Annotated in this window: 19 protein-coding genes and 1 pseudogene; 10 read left to right on the top strand and 10 right to left on the bottom strand. The window is 65.8% G+C overall.

From position 1 onward, the window contains the following. Positions 1–23 precede the first annotated feature (23 nt). The 3 genes from AC5Y46_RS21215 to AC5Y46_RS21225 form a co-directional block, all read right to left on the bottom strand. Positions 24–1,049 carry an AbrB family transcriptional regulator gene (locus AC5Y46_RS21215; protein ID WP_499992896.1) on the bottom strand — a complete coding sequence of 342 codons (1,026 nt, stop codon included), beginning with the start codon at positions 1,047–1,049 and terminating at the stop codon, positions 24–26. Positions 1,050–1,150: 101 nt separating this feature from the next. Further along, entirely contained in the window at positions 1,151–1,975 is an 825-nt protein-coding gene (locus AC5Y46_RS21220) for an acyl-CoA thioesterase (RefSeq protein WP_499992898.1), read from the bottom strand. Between the two features lie 25 nt (positions 1,976–2,000). Then, the gene (locus AC5Y46_RS21225) at positions 2,001–3,005 is read right to left on the bottom strand and encodes a CobW family GTP-binding protein (RefSeq protein WP_499992901.1); all 1,005 of its coding nucleotides are present in this window, start codon (positions 3,003–3,005) and stop codon (positions 2,001–2,003) included. A gap of 206 nt (positions 3,006–3,211) precedes the next feature. Here AC5Y46_RS21225 and AC5Y46_RS21230 point away from each other — a divergent pair, with 206 nt between their 5' ends. From AC5Y46_RS21230 to AC5Y46_RS21250, 5 genes are all read left to right on the top strand, one after another. After that, positions 3,212–4,708, top strand: a complete 1,497-nt coding sequence (locus AC5Y46_RS21230; protein WP_499992904.1) for a PecA family PE domain-processing aspartic protease — start codon at positions 3,212–3,214, stop codon at positions 4,706–4,708. A 69-nt stretch (positions 4,709–4,777) separates the two neighbouring features. Beyond that, positions 4,778–5,938, top strand: a complete 1,161-nt coding sequence (locus tag AC5Y46_RS21235; RefSeq protein WP_499992905.1) for an AAA family ATPase — start codon at positions 4,778–4,780, stop codon at positions 5,936–5,938. Positions 5,939–5,978: 40 nt separating this feature from the next. Then, the gene (locus AC5Y46_RS21240) at positions 5,979–6,587 is read left to right on the top strand and encodes a TetR family transcriptional regulator (RefSeq protein ID WP_499945974.1); all 609 of its coding nucleotides are present in this window, start codon (positions 5,979–5,981) and stop codon (positions 6,585–6,587) included. Positions 6,588–6,771: 184 nt separating this feature from the next. After that, positions 6,772–7,200 (top strand): MmpS family transport accessory protein, encoded by a 429-nt coding sequence (locus tag AC5Y46_RS21245; protein ID WP_499945922.1) that lies wholly within the window; start codon positions 6,772–6,774, stop codon positions 7,198–7,200. Further along, positions 7,197–10,106, top strand: coding sequence for an MMPL/RND family transporter (locus AC5Y46_RS21250; RefSeq protein ID WP_499945923.1), 2,910 nt, complete (start codon positions 7,197–7,199; stop codon positions 10,104–10,106). Before AC5Y46_RS21245 ends, AC5Y46_RS21250 begins: the two co-directional genes overlap by 4 nt. Positions 10,107–10,116: 10 nt before the next feature. On the opposite strand, the gene AC5Y46_RS21255 is transcribed toward AC5Y46_RS21250, so the two are convergent. From AC5Y46_RS21255 to AC5Y46_RS21265, 3 genes are read right to left on the bottom strand one after another with little or no spacing between them, the layout of a single operon-like run. Then, on the bottom strand, positions 10,117–10,512 hold the full coding sequence (locus tag AC5Y46_RS21255) for a type II toxin-antitoxin system VapC family toxin (RefSeq protein ID WP_499945924.1): 396 nt from the start codon (positions 10,510–10,512) through the stop codon (positions 10,117–10,119). Positions 10,513–10,517: 5 nt separating this feature from the next. Continuing rightward, on the bottom strand, positions 10,518–10,784 hold the full coding sequence (locus tag AC5Y46_RS21260; protein ID WP_499945925.1) for a type II toxin-antitoxin system Phd/YefM family antitoxin: 267 nt from the start codon (positions 10,782–10,784) through the stop codon (positions 10,518–10,520). Positions 10,785–10,826: 42 nt separating this feature from the next. Continuing rightward, positions 10,827–11,693 (bottom strand): hypothetical protein, encoded by an 867-nt coding sequence (locus AC5Y46_RS21265; RefSeq protein WP_499945926.1) that lies wholly within the window; start codon positions 11,691–11,693, stop codon positions 10,827–10,829. Between the two features lie 337 nt (positions 11,694–12,030). Between AC5Y46_RS21265 and AC5Y46_RS21270 the strand changes: the two genes are divergently transcribed. Together AC5Y46_RS21270 and AC5Y46_RS21275 are read left to right on the top strand one after the other, a co-directional pair. Further along, positions 12,031–12,777, top strand: a complete 747-nt coding sequence (locus AC5Y46_RS21270; protein ID WP_499945927.1) for a GAF and ANTAR domain-containing protein — start codon at positions 12,031–12,033, stop codon at positions 12,775–12,777. Between the two features lie 30 nt (positions 12,778–12,807). Then, complete coding sequence (locus tag AC5Y46_RS21275; protein WP_499945928.1) at positions 12,808–15,030, top strand: molybdopterin-containing oxidoreductase family protein; 2,223 nt, start codon at positions 12,808–12,810, stop codon at positions 15,028–15,030. Positions 15,031–15,036: 6 nt separating this feature from the next. Here AC5Y46_RS21275 and AC5Y46_RS21280 read toward each other — a convergent pair whose 3' ends face one another. From AC5Y46_RS21280 to AC5Y46_RS21290, 3 genes are read right to left on the bottom strand one after another with little or no spacing between them, the layout of a single operon-like run. Then, on the bottom strand, positions 15,037–16,701 hold the full coding sequence (locus AC5Y46_RS21280) for a tetratricopeptide repeat protein (protein WP_499945929.1): 1,665 nt from the start codon (positions 16,699–16,701) through the stop codon (positions 15,037–15,039). Beyond that, a complete protein-coding gene (locus AC5Y46_RS21285) occupies positions 16,698–17,594 on the bottom strand; it encodes an alpha/beta hydrolase (RefSeq protein ID WP_499945930.1) in 897 nt (298 codons plus the stop codon). The genes AC5Y46_RS21280 and AC5Y46_RS21285 overlap by 4 nt, the downstream gene beginning before the upstream one ends. Continuing rightward, positions 17,591–18,391: an enoyl-CoA hydratase/isomerase family protein gene (locus tag AC5Y46_RS21290; RefSeq protein WP_499945931.1), complete on the bottom strand. Its 801-nt coding sequence runs from the start codon at positions 18,389–18,391 to the stop codon at positions 17,591–17,593. Before AC5Y46_RS21290 ends, AC5Y46_RS21285 begins: the two co-directional genes overlap by 4 nt. Before the next feature lie 81 nt (positions 18,392–18,472). On the opposite strand from AC5Y46_RS21290, the gene AC5Y46_RS21295 reads away from it, so the two are divergent. Beyond that, positions 18,473–19,873, top strand: coding sequence for an NAD(P)-binding protein (locus AC5Y46_RS21295; protein ID WP_499945932.1), 1,401 nt, complete (start codon positions 18,473–18,475; stop codon positions 19,871–19,873). Beyond that, positions 19,866–20,648 carry an acyl-[acyl-carrier-protein] thioesterase gene (locus AC5Y46_RS21300; RefSeq protein WP_499945933.1) on the top strand — a complete coding sequence of 261 codons (783 nt, stop codon included), beginning with the start codon at positions 19,866–19,868 and terminating at the stop codon, positions 20,646–20,648. The genes AC5Y46_RS21295 and AC5Y46_RS21300 overlap by 8 nt, the downstream gene beginning before the upstream one ends. Before the next feature lie 501 nt (positions 20,649–21,149). On the opposite strand, the gene AC5Y46_RS21305 is transcribed toward AC5Y46_RS21300, so the two are convergent. Beyond that, the gene (locus AC5Y46_RS21305; protein ID WP_499945934.1) at positions 21,150–21,326 is read right to left on the bottom strand and encodes a DUF3349 domain-containing protein; all 177 of its coding nucleotides are present in this window, start codon (positions 21,324–21,326) and stop codon (positions 21,150–21,152) included. A 128-nt stretch (positions 21,327–21,454) separates the two neighbouring features. Between AC5Y46_RS21305 and AC5Y46_RS21310 the strand changes: the two are divergent. Continuing rightward, a pseudogene (locus AC5Y46_RS21310) lies at positions 21,455–23,249 on the top strand (thiamine pyrophosphate-requiring protein). The last annotated feature ends 73 nt before the right edge of the window (positions 23,250–23,322 follow it).

Here is a 23,322-nt window from a genome sequence, read left to right on the forward strand (position 1 = left end):
ACGACAGGGTGCGGTGGTCGCTGTCAGGCGGCCACCGGGACAAGCTCCCGGCTCGGCCGGCGCATCGGTGCGCCCTGCGGGGCGAACCGCATGAACAACCGGGCGACGAACGGCGCGGCCAACAGCATCAACACGACCCGGATGACTTGGGCGGCCATCACGAACGTCACATTGGAGCCCGAGCCCGCGGCGGTGCCCAGCACCGCGTAGATGCCGCCGGGACTGGTCGCCAGGTAGCCGTCCAGCATGCTCAGTCCGGCCTCGTCGGCCAGCACCACACCCAGACCGGCCGCGGCGAGGTTCAGCACCATGATCAGAGCGAACGCACCGGGCAGGATCCGGCGAATCGCCCGCAGCGACTCGCGGTCGAACGCCAGCAGCGTCTGCCAGACGATCATCATGATCCCGGCCTGAACCAGCAGCATCGGAACGGCCAGACCGTGGATCAGTCCGGAGAACTCCAGCGCGATGGTGATCGCCATCGGCCCCAGCAGCCCAGCTCCCGGGACGCGTACCGCACGTCCGGCCACCGCGCCGGCCAGCACAATGCCGGCGATCAGCGGCAGGCCGAAAGACAAAGGCAGAGAAGAGGTTTCGCTCGGGTGCGATCCCTGTGCGGCGCTGCCGTGGTAGAAGACGGTCGCGACCACCGGCATGGCGGCCGTGATCAGCGCAACGCGCAGGTATTGAACCGCCGCGACGACGCGGTCGTCGCCGCCGAGGTCGCGTGCGATGGCGACCAGCCCGGACGAACCGCCGGCCACCAGAGCCAGTCCGCCGGTCAGCGGGCTGACGTCTTTGTGCAGACCGAGCAGCGCACCGCCGGCGACGCTGACGATCAAGGTGCTGACGGTGATCGCGATGACGATCGGCCAGTGCGAACCCAGCGCCGCGAACGAGATGTCGCGCACCATGAGGCCGGTGTAGACACCGAGCACGCCTTGCGCGGCCAGGCCCATTCCAGAAACCGCTTTCGGCGCGCACCGGGCCAGCGCCCAGGCGAAGATTCCGCAGCCGATGCCGACAATGGCAAGGTCGATGGTGTTCATGGCGTAGAAGGTCTAACACCGGCCTTGATGAATTCTTGAAACCCAGGTTAGGCGCCCTTGCCGTTGCGGGTCCGTGCGGCTCAGCCGGCTGAGGATCCGGCTCAGCGCTGCGGCGGGAAGTACATCTCTTGGCGCACGGTGCACACCAGGGTGCCGTTGCGGTTGAACATCGTGCCGCTGGCGAGCGCGAGCGAATCGGCGCTGCTGGGCGAAGACCGTTCGAACAGCAGCCAATCGGAGAGCACCGCCGGTGCGTGGAACCAGACCGAGTGGTCACGCTGGGCGGATTCCCCGACACCGCCGCGCGCCGCGAACGCCGGCTCGGTCAACGTCACCGCCGACAGGTATGCCACCAAACTCGCGGTCAGCGCCGGATCGTCGGGAACGTCGCCGTCCGGTCGCCACCACATCGGTGACCGGGCCGGAGGCGCGTGTTCGGTGTCGACGATGCGGCGCTCGAACCAGCGCAGGCTCGCCCACCGGCCCTGGGTGCGCTCGTCGGACTCGGCCAGATGTGGCGCCACCGGCGGCAACTCTTCGGGCTCGGGCACGCGCGGAATCGACGGCTGATAAGCCACTTGAGCCGCGGTCGGGTCGGCGACCTTGAACGACGACATCGCTTCCATCAGGATCTTGCCGTCCTGCCGGGCGGTGACCCGGCGCGCTGAAAACGTCCGTCCCTCTTGCAGATCCACCACTTCGAAGTCCACCGGGCGACGGGAATCACCGGACCGCAGAAAGTAGGTGTGCACGCTGTGCGGCGCGCGGCCGGGCGCGGTGTAACTGGCTGCCAGCAGCGCCTGGGCAGAGATGTGTCCACCCAAGATGTGGTTGGCGGGCGCGGGCAACTGCTGCCCGACGAACAGCCACTGGTCGGTCCGGGCGAGTTCCATGGTGGCGAGTACGTCGACGAGTGAGGAGGACATCGGGACGTATCTTGCCTGACGGCACTCAGCGGCTGAATGAACGCAACCGGCGCAGCGCCGCCGCGGACGGCTTCCCGGCGGCGGGCTGCAGCGCGGCGGTCAGTTGCGCGCGCACATCGTCGACGTCGAGATGCATTCCGATCGCCACCAGGGAGTTGGCGACCGCCCGCGGCGGCGCCTTGGCGATATGGATGGCACTGCCCACCAGGTTGACCACGTAGTTCCTGCCCGCGGCGCCGTGGCGCACGGCCACCACGCCTTTGAGCCGGAAAACGTTCGGGGGCGGCTTCTCCAGCAGGTCGAACAGTGCATCGAGGTCGACGCAGCCGGTGCTGCTGACGGTGACGGCGTCGGCGTGGACGTGATCGTGTACGGGTTCGGAGTCGCGCAGCAGCTCCAAGATCGAGAGTTGCCCGGGCTCTTGGCCGGTTCCCGATGCGTCGAACAGCAGCGCGGGATCGATCCTGCCACCCGTGGTGCCCACCACGTGGACGCGCGGATTGCGTTGCGCCACCCGCTCTTTGACACGTTGTAGCAGCAGCGCACGCTCACCCTCGGGCACCTGGTCGAGCTTGTTGACCACGATCAGCGAGGCGACACCGTATCGCGCCGGCGGTAGCTGGACGCGGTCGACGGTGTCGAAGTGGTTGACAGCGTCGACGACGTCGACAAGGCCGCCGCTTCGGATGCCGGGCAGCTCGCTGAAACCGATGATCCGCGCGATCGTCACCGGCTCGGCCAGTCCGCTGGCTTCGACGACGATGGCATCAAGCCTCCGCGCCGGGTCCGCGAGCTTGGCGAGCACGTCGTCCAAACCGCCGTCATCAGGCAGACAGCAGATGCATCCACCGGCGATCGAGGCCGGCTCGTCGACCTGGCCGGCCACCAATCCAGCGTCGATGTTGAGCTCGCCGAAATCGTTGATCACCACGCCGATTCGCGTGCCGGGAGTTCGCAGCAGATGGTTGAGCAGCGTCGTCTTGCCGGCTCCGAGGTGACCGGTCAGTGCGATCACCGGTATCGCAGACAAGGCTTGTCCCTTCGCCGTTGGTGACCCGAGACTTCAGTCTGCAGGCACGGTAGCGGTGCCGGCCGTTTTGCCCTTCGCACAGCCCCGACCGGGATTTTGTGTGAGTATCTGATGTAGCAAGGACCGGAGTGCGGAAAGCCGGGATGTCGGGACGGGAACTCGATAGGCTCTATGGGCACATCGGTGGTCGACGTTAAGGGGGCGACGTGTCGTTTCTAACCGTGTCGCCGGACTGGTTGACGTCGGCGACGGTGAATCTGGAGAGCATCGGTTCGGCGCTGAACTCCGCGAGTGCGGCCGCCGCCGTGCCGACCACCGGGCTTGCTGCTGCGGCTGCCGACGAGGTGTCCGCCGCGGTGGCGGCGTTGTTCGGCGAGTTCGGCGACGAGTTTCAGGCGATAAATTCCCAGGTCAGCGCGTATCACGCGCAGTTCTTGCAATCGCTGGGCGCGGCCGCGGGGTCGTACGCTTCCGCCGAGGCGACGGCAGCGACAGTGCTGGATCCGTTCTTTGCGGTGATCAATGCGCCGACTCAGCTGTTGTTGGGCCGGCCGCTGATCGGTGACGGCGCACCGGGTACCGCCGCGAACCCGAACGGCGGGGCCGGCGGGATCCTGTGGGGCAACGGTGGCGCGGGCTATTCCCGGACCCTGACGGAAGTTGGCCTGAGCGGCGGTAACGGCGGCGCGGCCGGCTTGATCGGCAACGGAGGCTCCGGCGGTACCGGTGGCGGCGTCAGCGGACTCAATCGAGGCCTCGGCGGCACCGGAGGCGCTGGCGGGCTCCTATGGGGCAATCCTGGGTTCAGCGGCGCTGGGTGGGACGGCAAGAGCGTCCCGATGCCGACCGTCGCCGTGACCGAGCCGGTAGTCAATATGCAGCTAAACGGCCACGCTCCGACGCCAATCCTGGTCGACACCGGATCCGAAGGTCTCGTCGTCCAGATGAAAGACGTCGGCGGACCGCTGGGTCTGCTCCGCATGGGCCTGCCAACCGGGCTCAACATCAGCGCCTACAGCGGCGGATTGACCTATCTATACGCAACCTTCCCCGCCACGGTGGACTTCGGCAACGGCATTGTCACCGCGCCGACCGGCGTCAATGTGGTGCTGCTCTCCGTTCCGACAACACCGTTCGCGATCGGCCAATACTTCAACGCTTTCCTGGAGAACCCCTTCGTCACCCCGTTCGACGCCTACTTCCGCACCGCAGGTGTCGACGGCGTTTTGGGTGTAGGCCCGAACGCAGTTGGGCCGGGCCCGAGCATTCCGAACCTGGCATTGCCGACCGGCCTCAACGAGGGCGTGCTCATCGACATGGCTGACGAGAAGTTGCACTTCGGCCCTAACACCGGCACGGTCAACTTCACGGTGCCCGGCGGGTCCCCGATCACCACCCTATGGATGTCCACGAATGGCGGAGTGGATCGCATCGCGGTCCCGTCGATCATCGACTCCGGCGGCGTATACGGCACAATGCCGTCATCGGCAATCGGCGGCGCAACCAGTCTGCCGGCAGGCCAGTACCAGTTCTACACAGCGCAGACCGGCGGTGACAAGCTGTACGAATTCAACACCAGCACCTACCAGCCCACGGTCATCTCATCCGGCCTGATGAACACCGGCTACCTTCCTTTCTTCCAGCAGCCCATCTACATCGACTTCACCACTCCTAGCGGCAGCACAATCGCCAACAACCCCTAGCATCCTGTTGATTGCGTTGCCGGACAACTAATTCGAAGCCTGTCGGCATCCGGCACTAGAGTCTTCCGCATGCTCCAGACCGTCGCGATCCGCGGCTACCGCTCGCTGCGTGAGGTGGTGCTGCCGCTGGGCCGACTGTCGATCGTCACCGGCGCCAACGGAACCGGTAAATCATCGGTCTACCGGGCGCTGCGCCTGCTGGCCGATTGCGGTCGCGGCGAGGTGATCGGTTCACTGGCCCGCGAGGGCGGACTGGAATCGGTATTGTGGGCCGGTCCCGAGCAACTCAACGGCGCCCGTCGGGAAGGCAAAGTGCAGGGCACCACCCGCACCCGGCCGGTGTCCCTCGAACTCGGTTTCGCCGCAGACGATTTCGGCTATCTCGTCGACCTCGGGATACCGCAGATGGCAGGGCACCGCAGTGCGTTCGCCCGCGATCCAGAGATCAAGCGCGAGGCGGTGTTCGTCGGACCCACCTTGCGGCGCAGTACCACGTTGGTGCAGCGCACCCGCGAATTCGTCGAAGCCACCAGCGATTCCGGCCGCGGGTTCGACGAGGTATCCCGTACCTTGCCGTCGTATCGGAGCGTCCTTGCCGAATTCGCCCACCCGCAAGCGCTTCCCGAACTCGCGGCCGTGCGTGAGCGGTTGCGCGGCTGGCGGTTCTACGACGGATTTCGGGTCGATGCCGGCGCACCGGCACGGCAACCGCAGGTGGGTACCCGCACCCCGGTGCTGTCCGACGACGGCCGCGACCTGGCCGCCGCCATTCAAACGATCATCGAGGCCGGCTTCGACGACCTGACCCGTGCCGTCGCCGACGCATTCGACGGCGCCACCCTCTCGGTCGACGTCGGCAACGGCCTGTTCGATCTGCAGCTGCAACAACCCGGCATGCTGCGACCGCTGCGCGCGGCCGAATTATCCGACGGCACACTGCGTTTCCTGCTGTGGGCGGCTGCGCTACTGAGCCCGCAGCGGCCGTCGCTGATGGTGCTCAACGAACCGGAGACCTCACTGCACCCGAGCCTGGTCGGTCCGCTGGCCGCACTGATTCGAGCGGCCTCCGCACACACCCAAGTGGTGGTGGTCACGCACTCCCGTTCGCTACGGGAGTCCCTGCAGAACGAAGACACCGTTGAAATCGAGCTGTACAAGGATTTCGGCGAGACGCGGATCTCCGGCCAGGGTTTGCTGACGACTCCACCGTGGGACTGGGGTAAACGCTGAATGTGTGCAAAATGTGCAGAACGTGCAACTATTGGAGACTATGGCCAACCAGTTGGGTCTTCGCGAGCGACGTCGTCGCCAGACCAGCGCCGACATCCGCGGGGCTGCGGTGCGACTGGCGCAGGCACGCGGCTGGGACCGGGTCACCGTGGAGGAGATCTGCACGCAAGCCGGCATCTCCACCCGCACGTTCTTCAACTACTTCCCGAACAAGGAAGCCGCGATCGCCTACGGCCCCTCGGACCTGCCGGCCGAGTTGGCCGACGAGTTCGTCGCCGCCGGTGCCGCGCCCTACCCGGTGGTGCTGGCCGAGTTGATCACCCTGGCGGCACACCATCTGCGTGACATGCCACCCCAGCGTGAGCAGGCCGTTTGCATGCTGGACCTGGCGAAAACGACCCCTGCGGTGCTGGCCGCGTTCCTAGCCGACTTGGAGCGGTTTCAGACGCAGTTGACCGACATCGTCGCCAAGCGTCAGGGAGTGCCGTCCGACGACGAGATCCCGGCGCTGATCTCGGCGCTGGCCCTGACGGCGGTGCGTTCGGGCATCGAACGCTGGTCGAGCAGCGAGCCGGAGGATGCCGGCGACACGCCGATGCCCTACGTCGAGCGCGCCGCCGCGCTGGTCAACAGCATCTTCACGCAATGAGAGCGTGACCAGGATTACAGAAAGTTGCATCGTCTGCAAAATATGCAGATGATGTACGGGTGGTCCGGTTAGCACATATAACTAATGGCTCCGGCCCCATCGGGCTGCGTACCCAACGCGTCCTCTAGATCGCTGTGGTGCAACGTAATTCGTCGTGCGACCGGAAAGGCTCACGTAAGTGCAGATGGCAAAGCTCGTGCGTAATGCCTGGTTGCCGCTGTTGATCGTGGCCGTCGTCGCCATCGGCGGTTTCACCGTCGCCCGGGTCAAGTCGTTCTACGCGCTCCAGCAGGAGGACACCTTGACCAGCTCGAAGGTCGACGACTCCAAGCCGTTCAAGCCCAAGGTGGTCAAGTACGAGATCTTCGGCTCGGCCGCCCACGCAAACGTCAACTACCTCGACCTCAGCGCCGAACCACAACGGTTGGACGGCGCGCCGCTGCCCTGGACATTGGTGCTCAGCACCACCGCGCCGTCGGTCTTTCCCAACATCTCGGCGCAGAGCGACGGCGATTACCTGGGCTGTCGCATCACCGTCGACGACGAAGTCAAGGACGAACAAACATCCAACGGCGTGCACGCCCTGACCTCCTGCCTGGTGAAATCCGCATGAGCACTGCCACCCACGACGCACCGACGGACTCCATCCCGGTCGCCAAACACGCTGCGCGCCCTGCGATCCCGCGTTTCATTCGTAAGTTCGCCGTGCCGATCATCCTGGGCTGGATCGCGCTGATCGCGCTGCTGAACGTCGTCGTCCCCCAGCTCGACGAGGTCGGCAAGCTGCGGTCGGTCTCGATGAGTCCCGATGACGCGCAGTCGGTGATCGCGACCAAGCGGGTCGGCGAGGTGTTTCAGGAGTACAAGTCCAACAGCTCGGTGATGATCGTGCTGGAGGGCCAGAACGCGCTCGGCGCCGAGGCGCACGCCTTCTACGACCAGATCGTGCGGAAACTCGAGGCCGACAACAAGCACGTCGAGCATGTTCAGGACTTCTGGAGTGATCCGCTGACCGGGGCGGGTGCCCAGAGCAACGACGGCAAGGCTGCCTACGTCCAGGTCTACCTGGCCGGGAACATGGGCGAGACGAAGGCCAACGATTCGGTCGAGGCCGTCCAGGCCATCGTCAAAGAAGTGACGCCGCCCAACGGGGTCAAGGCGTACGTCACCGGTCCCTCGGCGCTGGAAGCCGACCAGCATCTGGCCGGCGACCGCAGCCTGCAGGTGATCACGATGGCGACCTTCGTCGTGATCATCGCCATGCTGCTGATGGTCTACCGTTCGATCGTCACGGTGCTGCTCACGCTGGCGATGGTCGTGTTCGAATTGGCCGCCGCACGCGGCGCGGTCGCCTTCCTGGGCTACCACCAGATCATCGGGCTGTCCACGTTCGCCTGCAACCTGTTGGTCACGTTGGCGATCGCGGCCGCGACCGACTACGCGATCTTCCTGATCGGCCGATATCAGGAAGCCAGGTCGGTCGGCGAATCACGAGAAGACGCCTACTACACCATGTTCCACGGCACCGCCCACGTGGTGCTCGGGTCCGGCCTCACCATCGCCGGTGCCACCTTCTGCCTGCACTTCACCAACCTGCCGTACTTCCAGACGCTGGGTGTCCCGCTGGCCATCGGCATGGTGGTGGTGGTGCTCGCGGCGCTGACGCTCGGCCCCGCGGTCATCTCGGTGGCGTCGCGCTTCCGGCAGACGCTGGAACCCAAGCGCGCGCAGCGGATTCGCGGTTGGCGCAAGATCGGCGCACTCGTCGTCCGCTGGCCCGGCCCGGTCCTGGTCGTCACCATCGGCATCGCGCTGATCGGCCTGCTCACCCTGCCCGGGTACCGGACCAACTACAACGACCGCAACTATCTGCCCGCCGACCTGCCCGCCAACGCCGGCTACGCCGCCGCCGACCGCCACTTCTCCAAGGCGCGGATGAACCCCGAATTGCTGATGATCGAAAGCGATCACGATCTGCGCAATTCCGCGGACTTCCTGGTCATCGACAAGATCGCGAAGGCCATCTTCCGGGTGCCGGGCATCAGTCGAGTGCAGGCCATCACCCGGCCCGAGGGCACGCCGATCGAGCACACCTCGATCCCGTTCCAGATCAGCATGCAGGGCGTCAGTCAGCAGATGACGCAGAAGTATCAAGAAGACCAGATCGCCGACATGCTCAAGCAGTCCGAAGAGATGCAGACGACCATCAACAGCATGGTCGAGATGCAGGACATCACCGCGCAGATGACCAATGACATGCACATCATGGTCGGCAAGATGAAGAGCATGACCATGGACGTCGCCGAATTGCGCGACCACATGGCCGATTTCGAGGACTTCTTCCGGCCGATCCGCTCCTACTTCTACTGGGAGAAGCACTGCTACGACATTCCGGTGTGTTTCTCGCTGCGGTCGGTCTTCGACGCCCTGGACGGCGTCGACACGATGACCGACGACATCCAGAGCCTGATCCCCGTCATGGAGCACCTGGACACGCTGATGCCGCGGATGAACGCGCTGATGCCCGAGATGATCCAGAACATGAAGAACATGAAAACCATGATGCTGACCATGTATTCGACCCAGAAGGGGCTGCTGGAACAGCAGCAGCGGGCACAGCGCGACTCCTCCGCCATGGGCAGGGCATTTGATGCGTCCAAGAACGACGACTCGTTCTATCTGCCGCCGGAGACCTTCGACAACCCCGAATTCAAGAAGGGGATGAAGAACTTCATCTCCCCCGACGGCCACGCCGTGCGCTTCATCATCAGCCACGACGGCGATCCGATGTCCGCAGAAGGCATTTCGCACATTGACGCGATCAAGAAGGCCGCCTACGAGTCGCTCAAGGGCACCCCGATGGAGGGCTCCAAGATCCTGCTCGGTGGCACCGCGGCCACCTTCAAGGACATGCAGGAAGGCAGCAACTACGACCTGCTGATCGCCGGGATCGCGTCGATGTGCCTGATTTTCATCATCATGCTGATCCTGACCCGCAGCGTGGTGGCCTCGGCGGTCATCGTGGGCACCGTATTGCTTTCCCTCGGTGCGTCTTTCGGGCTTTCGGTACTGATCTGGCAGCACCTCATCGGCATCGAACTGCACTGGATGGTGCTGGCCATGTCGGTGATCATCCTGCTGGCCGTGGGTGCCGACTACAACCTGCTGCTGGTGTCCCGGTTCAAAGAGGAGATCCATGCCGGGCTGAACACCGGGATCATCCGGGCTATGGGCGGAACAGGTTCGGTGGTCACCTCGGCGGGCCTGGTGTTCGCGTTCACGATGATGACGATGGCGGTCAGCGAGCTGACGGTCATCGGCCAGGTGGGCACCACGATCGGGCTGGGTCTGTTGTTCGACACCCTGATCGTGCGATCGCTGATGACACCGTCGATCGCGGCATTGCTGGGCAAGTGGTTCTGGTGGCCGCAACGGGTCCGGCAGCGGCCGGTCCCCTCCCCCTGGCCGTCCGGGAACGCCCGAAGCACGGAGAAAACCGAAGCGCTGACGTCGGTTTGACCCCAGTATGTCAGCGGGGCGAGGCCGCGGGGATGCCGAGTTCCTCGGCCGCAGCCAGCATTCGGACGTCATACGTGATGACGGTGCGCAGATCGTCGCGGGCCCGTTGTGCGGATACGAGGTGAATCGCGTCGAGACTGCGGAGTCGCACAGGTTGTAGAACGCCGGCGTCGTCGAGCAGTCGCGGACTCAAGACGACCAGGTCCAGACCTTCCAACAACCGCTTCGCGTCGGCCACCGCTCGAGAACCGGACGGACCGACCGCGCGAATCAGTTCGGTGCGCGCCAGAGCCGACGAAAACAGGTTGTCGTCGGTGTGATTGCGCAAATAATCACGCAGCGAATCGGTTTCGTTTTCCCGAACGACGAGTTTGACCAACGCCGAGGTATCGAGATAGATCCGCATCGGCGCTAGCGCTCGTCCTCGCGCAGTCGCTCGAGGGCTTCGGAGCCGCTGTGCGGGTAGTCGCGGGGGACGACTTCGTCGACATCGAGCGCACGTGTCGCGCGGACAACCTCACCCGCGCCGATCAAGTCTTCCCAAGGATCACCCGATATCGGGACCAGACGAGCAACTGGGTTGCCGCGATCAGTGATCTCGATTGACTCTCCTGATGCGACCGCCTTCAAGTACGTGCTGGCGTTTTGCCGCAGCTCACGTACCCCGATCGAGCGCATGTGCTACACAGTAGCACATTGCAGGCACCTCGAACGGTACATTTACTCCACGACGTCGAAGACCGCCGCGGCCGAGGTGACCGCCTTGTCCGCGTTGCCCTCGTCGTGCAGCAGCATCCGCACCCCCACCCGGCCGGACCCGCCCCGGTGCGCGGTGCCGTCGACGCGGAACGGGCCGACCTTGCCACGCGACATGAACATCACATGCCAGCTGACCACCTGCAGCTTGCGGGTCCCGGCGAGGTCGGCGGCGAAATCTGTTGCCGCCGTTTCGAGTACGACGTGCTGCGGGCCGATGTGCAGCGCCGCATCCGGTGAGGCGTACTCGACGCTCAGCGGCGGCAACACCCAGTGCCCGTCGTCGCGCTTGGCGGCACCGAACGCCTGCCACAGCGGCGGCAGGTCCGGCGAGTCCTCGATCACGAGTTCGGTGCCCGAAACATCCATCCGGTCAAGACCTTCCGGCGGAATGCCGATGATCGCGCCCTGCCCTTCGTTGAACGCGATCACCCGGTCGGGGTTGTCGGCGTCGACGATCTTGCACCGGCCGTACCCCATGGTGCGGCCCTGGTGCACGATGCCGGAATCGGCGATCTCGATCCGGGACACGTCGTATCCGGGGTCCACGATCTGCACCGACGCGATGACCGGGTTGGGCACCGCCACCATGTCGGTCTGGCAGCCTTCCGGCGACGAGATGGCAAGCGGGGCAACCAGGATGCCGCCGGCTTCGTTGCGCATGTCCCGGCGGATGGTCACCGTGTTGTCGACGTCGCCGAGGTCCATCGAGGAATGCTTGCGGCCGATGTAGCGGTAGCTGAGCAGACCGGTCCAGCGCCGGTACAGCTCGTCGCGGTAGGCGTCGGTGTCGTCGGCCAACTCGCGGATGTCGCGCAGTCGTTCGGTCACTGCTGTTCCTTCTTCCCGCAACAGTGCTGTGACTGCGGACTGTAACAGTAATGCTGAGCGACTGTACAGCGTCTTTGGCGCGCGTCGTGGCCGCTCGGCTTCGCGGTATGGACAGGCGGTTCGCCCGGCCGGATTCGACGTTTGTACAGCTGTGCACCGGGTATCTGACTGCGGGCGTTGAGCACGAGCGCCTGTCGCGGCGCGCCATTGTTGTCGTCGCAGGCGGACCTTTTGTGTCGGGCACATCCACTCTGACGGCTCCGGCTACCGCGTAGCTGCCAACAGCGGAGAGGGGGACACCTTGATTGACGCGAGCCCACGAAACCTTTATTCCGCGATGGCGGAACGCGTCCGAGCCGTGTGCGAGCGGTACAGCGACGACCTCCATGCGTGTGGTAGCGAACTGGTCGACGCTGCCGTCGATTTCGTTCCGGGCGCGCAGCATGCCGGCATCACACTCATCCGCCGCCGGGGGCAGTTGCAGACGGTCGCCGCGAACGGCACGTATCCCGCCGTGCTGGACAACTTGCAGAAGCGTGCCGGGCAGGGACCATGCCTGGATGCCGTTCGCAGCCGCGTTCCCGTCCACGTCGACGACTTGACGAGCGATCCGAGATGGCCGCTGTTGCGACGCGAAGCAGGGGCCAGGACGCCGGTGAAGTCGCTGGTGTCGGCGGGGTTGCTGCCCGACCAGTACGCGGCGACGGTGCTCAGCGTATTCGCCGAGCAGCGCCAGGCATTCGACACCGAAGCGGTCGAGATCGCCAAGATCTTTGCCGTTCACGCCGCACTGGCCTGGAGTACCGTGCGCACCAGGAGTCAACTCCGTCGCGCGGTCGCTTCCCGGGACGTGATCGGCCAGGCCAAGGGCATCCTGATGGAGCGCTACAACGTCACCGCGGAAGACGCGTTCTCGTTGCTGAGACGGCTCTCGGAGGACTCCCACATCTCCGTTGCCGAGGTGTCGCGCCGGATCAGCGTGAAGCAAGGGGCAGACAAAGCAAGCAAAATCGCGGTCAGCGAACTTAGTCATACCGACGGCGACCGCCGGCGACAGATGATCCGAGACGCCACCCGCTGTTAGCTATACAAAATATCGGCCTACTGTCACGCTGTGACGGTGGGACAAGACCAGGGGGTGAACCACACGGGCACCCGGACGGTATTCACCTTCTGCCGCTATTGCCTGGCCTCCTGCGGTATCGAGGTGAGCGTCGAGGGCAACCGGGTGCGCAGGATCTCTCCGGACAAGCAGAACCCGCACAGTTGGCAGGACTTCTGCGCCAAGGGTCGCAACGCCGCGCAACTCGTCGAACATCCCCGCCGGATCCTGGCGCCGATGCGCCGGGTCGGCGACCACTATGTCGAGGCGACCTGGGACGAGGCCATCGCAGACATCGCGGGTCGGATGAATGCGCTGATCGACGCCGACGGGCCGGACGCGATCGGCGCGTATTACGGCAATCCCGCGGCGTATTCGTCGTCGAACCTGATCTTCATGAACGGCTGGCTGGACGCCGTGGGCACCCAGAATCGTTATGCGGTGGGCTCGGTCGATCAGAACGCGCTGCACGTGGTGGCCGAGGCGATGTACGGGTCGTCGATCATGGTGCCCGTTTCCGACATCGACAACTGCGACTATTTTCTGTTGGTCGGCGCGAATCCGGCTGTGAGCGCCTGGAATTGGGTGGAGAGCGTGCCCGGCGGGTGGAAGCGTGCGCTGGCCCGGCAGAAACTGGGGGCCAAGATCGTCGTCGTCGACCCGTTGCGCACCGAGTCCGCCGACAAGGCCGATGTGCACATCGCGGTGCGGCCCGGCCAGGACTGGGCGCTGCTGCTGGGCATGGTCAAAGTCATTCTCGCCGAGGGCCTTGAACATCGCCTCGACTGCGCACAACTCGCCGCCGGCCTGCCTACGCTGCGCGCGCTGACCGCCGAGGCCGACCTTGACGACCTCGCCGACCGGTGCGGCGTGCCGCGTGCGCAAATCGAATCCACCGCAAGAGATTTCGCTACCGCCCGGGCGGCGATGGCGGTGACCCGGACGGGGATCTCGCTGCATGTGTCCGGCACCGTGGGCGAATGGCTGGGGCACGTGCTCAACGTGATCACCGGGCGAATGGACCGCCCCGGGGGTCGTCGCTTCGAACCCGGTTACATCGACGCGCTGAAACTTGCCGCGGCGGCCAAGCCTTCCGGGCACCGCAGCAGGTTGACCGGCCGGCCGATGGTGGCCGGCGCGCATGCTCTGAGCGAATTGCCCGCCGAGATCACCACCCCGGGGCCCGGTCAGATCCGCGCCCTGGTCATCAACTCGGGCAACCCGGTCGTTTCCGGCCCCGGCGGCGCGGCGTTGGATGAGGCACTGGGGCAGCTCGACCTACTGGTGGCAATCGACTTCGTGCAACGCGAAAGTCACCGGCACGCACACTGGTTGCTGCCCGCGGTGCACTGGCTGGAACGCGACGACCTGCTCGCGCTGACCAGCAATCTGCACGACGAACCCTACGTGCAGTATGGCGTGCGCGCGGTCGATCCACCGACGAGCGCGCGCGAAGAGTGGCGCATCTTCGTCGATCTGGCGTTGGCGATGGAGGTCCCGCTGTTCGGCGTCAAGGGCGTCAACGCGTTCGTCAAGGGGAGCCGCCGACTGGCCCGGGCCACCCGCCGCCCGGCACTGGCGTTCTCGCCGCACTGGATCAACCGGCTGATCATCGCCATGTCCCGAAAGGTGAACGGCCGCAGGCTCAAATGGCGCGACCTGTTGGCTCACCCGCACGGCCTGGTGCTCGGCCCCCGCGAATACGGCCACTTCTCGGCCGCGCTACGGACCGCCGACAAGCGGGTGCAGGTGGCGCCGCCGGAGTTGGTGGCGCGGACCCGCGAGTTGCTCGCCGCGGCGCCGCCCGAGCCCCCGGCCGGCTATCCCTTTCAGATCGGCAACCGCCGGCACCGCCACTCCATGAACTCGTTTCTCAACGACTTGCCCGGGCTGCATCCCGGTGGCAAAGGCAGTGTCGTGCTGATCCATCCGGCCGACGCCGCCGCCCTGGGCGTCAGCGACGGCGACCTGGTGCGGGTGCACTCCCCCACGGGTGAGGTCCGGGTCCGGGCCTCGCTGAGCGACCGGCCCCGACGTGGACTGATCGTGCTGGATCATGGTTGGGGCTCACGGGTTTTCGATCCGCGCGGCCGCGACGCGCCGCAGTCGTTCGGGGTGAACCGCAACCTGCTGATCGACGGTGAACCGGTGGATCCGCTGTCGCAGACCCCGGCGATGAGTTCGACCTATGTGGCCGTCGAACTGAGCCGGCAGCCGCCCGGACCGGCACTCTGATCGCGCTCATTCGCAGCACGCGTCCAGCCGGCACGCGCATGAGGCCCGGATCGGTACGTCGGCGCGGGCGGCGGCAAGCCTGAATTGCTGATCGACGATGCGGGCTTCGTCGTTGCGGCCCAATCGGTTCAGGCATTCGCGGTAGCCGTGCAGACTCCACACGTTGCCGGGATGCTGACAGCACCTGGCCAGCGTCGGGTCCAGCCCGAGGTCGGCGGCGTACACCGCGGCCGCCTCTTCGACGTGCCCCTGTTCGAGCAGCAGCGCCCCGTACGCGTGCCGGGTGGGCTGCATCCAGGCCCATGGCTCGTCATACGGCAGGGCGTCGTCGAGGTCGACGGCGTGTCGCAGGTGGCCGAATGCTTCGTCGTAACGCCCTGCGCGGTAGTCGATCTCACCGTCGAGCATGGCTGCGGCCACCGCCAGGATGTCGCGGCTGGTGTTGTTGAACAGGTATCGGGACTCCGGTATGCGGGCATACGCTTCGCCGAATGCGGCACGTTCTTCTTCGGCCTGCGCGAGCCGTCCGGTCGCCGCCAGCGCGATACCGCGCCCGTAGCGCATGGTGGCCGCGGTGGTGCAATACAGGTCCGGGTTCTCGGGCAGGGGTTGCGCGATCAACTCCGCCCAGCGACCGAACCGCACCAGCACATGGGTCCGAAGAGGCACGAACGCCTCCAACCAGTCGGCCATCGGCGGCGAGTCGATCGTCAGCAACTCCGGCGTCAGCTGCCCGGCGAGCTCGTCGGCGGCGCTAAGAGCGATTCGCGACTTGCCCTGGAACATCGCGGAATACACGATGAAATGCAGGTCGTGCGCGCGGTACAGCGAGTAGAAGTTCAGCGGTCCCGCGCGCTCGACGAATCGTCGATCCGCTTGCACGGCGGCAACATTGGCAGCCACGGAGTTGCCGTAGTCACCGCACAGCACGTCGATGTGGCTGGGCATGTGCCGCAGGTGCCCGGCATCGGGAACCAGGTCGCGCAGCAGGTCGGCAGCCGGCAACGCCACCTCCGGCGTCGGCGACATCTCCATCGCGTGCAGGTACAGGTGCAGGATGCCGGGATGTGCCCGGCCGGCCGCCCCGGCCAGCGCCCGCTCGAGAATTCCGCGGGCTTCGACTACACGCGAGCCCGCCGCGGGTTCCCCGGTGCTGGTGTCCCACAGCGCCCACGGGGTGACGTTGAGCAGTGCATCGGCGGTCAGCGCCTGGATGTCCAGGTCGTGCGGGTAAGCCGCGGCGAGCACTTTCATCGCGTCGGCATAGCCGACGGCCCCGGCTTCCAGCGCATCGGTGTTGTCCGGGTTGCCGGTGGGGAAACGAGCCCACAGCGCGCCGATCAGGCAGCGTTCGACCTCGCTGAGCCGCCCCCCTGCCGCCCGGCTTAGTTCGGCACGCGCACGAGCCAACGAGGCTTTCCGATCCAGCGGATCGAAGGCTTCCCAGGCTTTGTTGTAGTTGGGTCCGATCGAGTAGGCGATTCCCCAGCGGGCGATGGCCAGATCCGGGTCGGCCCGCAGAGCGCGCTCGAAGCAGCGGATCGCCTCTTCATGGTTGAACGCATACGCCCATACCAGGCCGCGGTCGAACCAGGTCTGCGACTCCGCGACTGCGGTCCCGACCCGACGACCGTAGCTGCCGAGGTCGTAGTACTGCTCGTCGGAAGTCATGGCCGACCCAGCCGCTCGACGATCACGGCCCGCGCGGCACGACCCTCCGGCGTGGGTGTCAGCGGATAGACGTGCAGCAAACCCGGCTGTTCGTGAAAATCGACTTCTACGCCTGCCGCAGTTGCCTTTTCGGCGAGCAGCCGGGCGTCCGGGTTAAGCATGTCGCGGGTGCCGGTGAACAGCGTGATCGGCCCCAGCCCGCTCAGTTCGGCCGCCAGCGGGCTCACCCGCGGATCGTCCACCGCAAGTTCGCCACGCCACCGCTCGGCGAACACGTGCAGGGCATCGCGGCCCAACCACGGGTCGTCGACGGCACCGATCAGCGGGTTGGTCAGCGAGAGGTCGACGACCGGCGAGATCAGGACGGTTTGCGGAAGGGTGACATGGTGGTCGTCGCGCAGCAGCAATGCCGCGGACAACGCGATCTGGCCGCCGGCGGAATCACCGGCCAGACACACGCTTTGTCCCGCGCTCATGCTGTGCGTCACCATCGCCACCACCTGCGGCACGACGTCGACGGCGGTGGCGAACGGCACCAACGGATAGATGGGAACGATCACCTTCGCGTAGGCTTCGGCTGCGATCTGCACCGCCAAACGCCAATGCTGACTGGCGATTTCGTTCACCCACGCGCCGCCGTGCAGGTAGATCACCGTTCGTTGGGACGGACCATTCCTGCCTCGCTTGGGTGTCAAGGTGTACGTGGGCCATCCCGACCCGTGTTGGAAGGCCAGCGATACGTCGCGCCGTAACCGAGGGGGCGGGCCGAAAAGCTGCCGATGCTCGGCGCGCTGCTCGATGTGCGCGCGGGCCGTCTCGGCGCTGGCGTAGGGGCGGGTCCGTCCCGTGAACCGAAGGAGCGCCGGCAGCGCCCGACTTCTCCAGCTCGTCACCCGTTCATCCTTCCCGAGCCGCTCCAGCGTGGGGTGCGGCGCTGCAGGAACGCCTCCACGCCCTCCCGGGCGTCCGCGCTGCCCATCACCAGGTGATGCAGCCGTGTTTCCAGGTCGGCGACACGGCGCGGGGGGTAGCCGTTGATCACGGTGTCCCACAGCAGGCGTTTGCTCAGCGCAGCCGACATCGGCGCCACGTTCACCGCGATATCGCGCGCCACCGTCATCGCATGGTCCAGGACCTCGACGGCCGGCAGTGCGCGCGTGGCCAGACCCATTGCCACCGCCTCTTTTCCGTCGAACGTTCGGCCGGTCAACAGCAAGTCCGCCGCGACGGCCGCGCCCGCCAGATGCGGCAGCGTCCAGTGCGACATGCAGTCCGGTATGACACCCCGACGAACTTGTGCCACCGCGTATTTGGCGTCATCGGCCATGATCCGGATATCGGCCTGCAGCGCGATCGTCAGGCCGATGCCGATGGCGTGCCCGTTGACGGCGGCAATGACGGGAGTGCGCAGTTCGAAAGCCGCGGGGTCGGTCGGAGATGCGGTGAAAGCGGATTCGCCCGACGGCGCATCGAACGGGCTGGTTTCGGCGGCAAAGTCGGCACCGACGCAAAACGCGTCCCCGGCGCCGGTGAGCACGATCGCGCGCACCGCGTCGTCCTCGTCGCACTGCCGGTACGCGCGGTTGAGCAGCGCGCCCATCTCGGCGGTGTAGGCGTTGCGTCGTTCGGGCCGGTTCAGGGTCAACAGCGCGACACCGTCCTCGATCGCGACGGTGAGATCGGCGCCCATCTACGGGAACTTACCCGGGTCAGGCGCTATCGTGGCGCAACGGTTGCCGCAATAGGGAGGGCGAATGGGAGCGGACGCGCGATGAGTGTCCAAACTTTGGACACCGACTATCTGGTGATCGGTGCCGGAGCCATGGGGATGGCGTTCACCGATACGCTGATCGCCGAGTCCGAGGCGCGCGTCGTGATGGTCGATCGGGCACACCAGCCCGGCGGGCATTGGACCACCGCCTACCCGTTCGTGCGGCTGCACCAGCCGTCGGCCTACTACGGGGTGAACTCAAGAGCGCTGGGCAACAACACCATCGACAGCGTGGGGTGGAATCAGGGACTGAACGAACTGGCACCCGTCGGCGAGATCTGCGCCTACTTCGACGCCGTCATGCAGCAACAGTTCCTGCCCTCGGGGCGGGTCGAGTACTTCCCGATGACCGAATATCTTGGCGAAGGCCGGTTCCGGACGCTGGCGGGCGACGAATACGTCGTCAACGTCGCGCGCCGCGTCGTGGATGCCACCTACCTGCGCGCCGTGGTGCCGTCCATGCGGCCCGCGCCCTACGCCGTCGCCCCCGGCGTCGATTGCATCCCGCCCAACGAGCTACCCAAGTTCGCGGCACGGGAACGGTACGTGATCGTCGGCGCCGGAAAAACCGGGATGGATGTCTGCCTGTGGCTGCTGCGCAACGGGGTGAGCCCGCAGCGGTTGACCTGGATCATGCCGCGCGACTCGTGGCTGATCGACCGGGTCACCCTGCAGCCGGGGCCCACGTTCATCAAGAAGTTCCGGGACAACTACGGCGCGACCCTCGAAGCGATCGACGCCGCGTCGTCGGTCGAGGACTTGTTCGGCCGGTTGGAGGCCGCGGGCACGTTGCTCCGCTTCGACGGCTCGGTCCGGCCCACCATGTACCGGTGCGCGACCGTGTCGCAACCCGAGTACGACCAGCTCCGCCGCATCGAGGACGTCGTGCGGCTCGGCCACGTCCAACGCATCGAACCGGACACCATCGTGCTGGACGGCGGGTCGGTCACCGCGTCCCCGTCGGCCCTCTACATCGACTGCACCGCCGACGGCGCGCCGGAACGCCCGGCGGTGCCGGTGTTCGACGGCGACCGCATGACGCTGCAGGCGGTGCGCGGATGCCAGCAGGTATTCAGTGCCGCGTTCATCGCCCACTGCGAGTTCGCCTACACCGACGATGTGGTGAAAAACGAACTGTGCGAACCGATTCCGCACCCGGACCGGGACGTGGACTGGTTGCGGCTCACCCGGTCGGATCTGCTGAATTTTTCCCGCTGGCTCGACGATTCCGAGCTGACCGACTGGCTCGCCGCGGCGCGGCTGAATCTGCTCGCCGAATTGTTGCCGCCGCTGTCGCACAAGCCGCGGGTGCGCGAGCGGGTGGTTTCGATGTTCCAGTCCAAACTCAATGCCGCGGGCGAACAGCTGGAGAAGTTGCTCAGCGAGGTCAGCAATGAGTGAGCCGTCCTGTCATCCCGATGCAGAGCTGCCGCTGGTCGACGTCCCGGACCAGGGTTACGTGTATCGAACCGGCTGGCGGCTGGGCACGTCCGACATCGACGAGCACCGGCGGCTACGGCTGGACGGCGTCGCACGCTACATCCAGGAAGTCGGGGCCGAGCATCTCAATGATGCGCAACTGGCCGAAGTTCATCCGCATTGGATCGTGCTACGCACGGTGATAGACGTCCTCGAGCCGATCGAGATACCCAGCGAGATCGTCTTCCGCCGTTGGTGCGCAGGGCTTTCCAGCAGATGGTGCAACATGCGGGTGCAGCTGATCGGCGCCCAGGGCGGCCGGATCGAGACAGCCGGCTTCTGGATCTGCATGAACAAGGACACGTTGACGCCTTCGCGCCTGTCCGACGACTGCGTCGCGCGCTTCGGCAGCACCACCGACGACCACCGCCTCAAATGGCGCCCCTGGCTCACCGCGCCGATCCACGACGCCGAGGTGATCCCGTTTCCGTTGCGCCGCACCGATATCGACCTGTTCGAGCATGTCAACAACACGATCTACTGGCATGGTGTACACGAAATCCTCGGCCTGGTACCCGAATTGGAGCAACGCCCCTACCGCGCGGTGCTCGAATACCGCAGTCCGATCAAATACGGCGAAGACCTGACCATCCGTTACCACGTCGGCGACGATGCGGTGCGCATGCAGTTCACCGTCGGTGACGACGTGCGCGCGGCCGCGCTGGTCCGCAGGATGGCAGCGCCCGACATCCCGTGAGTGATGTTCGCGGTCAGGCCCTTGATTGGCCGAGGCGTCAGCATCGCAGGGGGCGGCTTGCGACATGCCACGCCTTCGGGGGTGAATCCTCGGCGTTGATTGTGCAATGAGGGCTTTCAGGGTGAAGCCTGGCCGTTGATTGTGCACTGACGGCTTTCGGGGTGAAGCCACGGCGGAAGAATCGACGAGATCCCGCCCAGGCTTCACCCTCAACGCCAAGGCTTCACCCTCAAAGCCCAGGATTCACGCCGGACGCGACGTGACCGGGTCATGCCGTGGCTGGCAGCGTTGATTGTGCACTGACGGCTTTCGGGGTGAAGCCACGGCGGAAGAATCGACGAGATCCCGCCCAGGCTTCACCCTCAACGCCAAGGATTCACGTTCAAAGCCAAGGATTCACGTTCAAAGCCAAGGATTCACGTTCAACGCCCAGGATTCACGTTCAACGCCCAGGATTCACGTTCAAAGCCCAGGATTCACGCCGGACGCGACGTGACCGGGTTATGCCGTGGCTGGAACGTCCGCGAGGCTTCCCCGGCCGGCCGGGGCGAGTTCGGCATGCGACAGCCGGTGTGGCAACACCGCCAAGACCGGGAAGGTATCGGTCGACGGAACGCCCTGCGGGTACGCGGCCCGCAAGAAGTCCACCATCCTGACCACGGCGTTGACCACAAACATGCGCTTCAGCTCCTTGCCCGAGAGGCATCAGGCATTCCCCGAAATCGCCTGGTCAAACATCGCGGCGCGTTCACATCCTGGCCAAATGGGTAAACGCGACCGAAGACGCGAAACAGGGAGGGTGTCTGATGGCAGCCATGGAGGTCGGCGACTTCATACTGCAACGACTGCGTGAGTGGCGGGTGGACAAAGTCTTCGCCTACCCGGGCGACGGGATTAACGGCCTGCTGGCGGCGTGGGGCCGGGCGGACAACAAACCGATGTTCATCCAGGCCCGGCACGAGGAAATGGCTGCGTTCGAAGCGGTCGGTTACGCGAAATTCGCTGGCGGACTAGGGGTTTGCGCGGCGACCTCCGGTCCCGGTGCGATCCACCTGCTCAACGGCCTCTACGACGCCAAACTGGACCGGGTCCCGGCGCTGGCGATCGTCGGGCAGACGAACCGCTCCGCGATGGGTGGCTCCTACCAGCAGGAGGTCGACTTGATGAGCCTGTTCAAGGACGTCGCCAGCGATTACCTGCAGATGGTCACCGTGCCCGAGCAACTGCCCAACGTGCTGGACCGCGCCATCCGCACCGCGCTGACCAGGCGCGCGCCGACCGCACTCATCATTCCCGCCGATGTGCAGGACCTCGAATATTCACCGCCGGCACACGAGTTCAAGATGGTGCCGTCGAGTCTGGGATTCGAACAACCCGTGGTGGAGCCGTCGCCGCAGGGTCTGCAGCAAGCCGCCGACGTCCTCAACGCGGGCGAGCGCGTGGCGATGCTGGCCGGTTGCGGCGCCCGCGGCGCGGTCGCCGAAGTCACCGAACTCGCCGACGTGCTGGGCGCCGGCGTCGCCAAGGCGTTGCTGGGCAAGGACGTGCTGTCCGACGAATTGCCTTGGGTGACAGGGTCTATCGGGTTACTGGGCACCCGCCCGAGTTATGAAATGATGCGCGACTGCGACACCTTGCTGACGATCGGGTCCAGCTTCCCCTACTCGCAGTTCCTGCCGCCCTACGGCCAGGCTCGCGGCGTGCAGATCGACATCGATCCGACGTTGATCGGGATGCGTTATCCGAACGAAGTGAACCTCGTCGGTGACGCGGCAGCGACCGTGCGGGCGTTATTGCCGCTGCTGCAACGCAAGACCGATCGTTCGTGGCGGGACAAAATCGAAGCCAACGTGGGTCGGTGGTGGGAGACGATGGCGATGGAGGCTGGCGTGTCCGCCGATCCGATCAATCCGATGCGACTGTTCGCCGAACTGTCACCCCAACTGCCGGACAATGCGATCGTCACCGCCGACTCGGGTTCCGCGGCGAATTGGTATGCGCGGCAACTGAAGTTCCGCGGCAACATGCGCGGGTCGTTGTCCGGCACGCTGGCCACCATGGGTCCGGCAGTCCCCTACGCCATCGGGGCCAAGTTCGCCCGACCGGACCGGCCGGTGATCGCGTTCTCCGGCGACGGGCGCGATGCAGATGAACGGGTTGGCCGAGCTGATCACTATCGCGCACTACTGGAGACAGTGGTCGGATCCGCGGTTGGTGGTGGCGGTGTTGCACAACAATGACCTCAACCAGGTCACCTGGGAGATGCGCGCGATGGGCGGAGCACCCAAGTTCGCCGAGTCCCAGACGCTTCCCGACGTCGACTACGCCGGTTTTGCGGCCAGCCTCGGGCTGGGGTACGCCACGTTGACCGATCCCGAGCAGATCGCCCCCGCCTGGGACCGGGCACTGAGGGCCGACAGGCCCACGGTGCTGGACGTGCACTGTGACCCGGATATCCCACCCGTGCCGCCGCATGCGACCTTCGAACAGATGAAGAGCGCCGCCAGCGCCGTGCTGCGCGGTGACGAGGATGCGTTCGGCATCATCAAAGAGGGCGTCAAGATCAAGGCCCAGGAATTCCTTCCACACCGGCGCAAATGATTGCCTCGCCATATCTGCTCAGCCAGAAGCGAATACGATCCTCGCGGTAGGGCCTGTGCCGTTGGCGACGTGA

It is taken from the genome of Mycobacterium sp. NGS59, assembly GCF_059812345.1.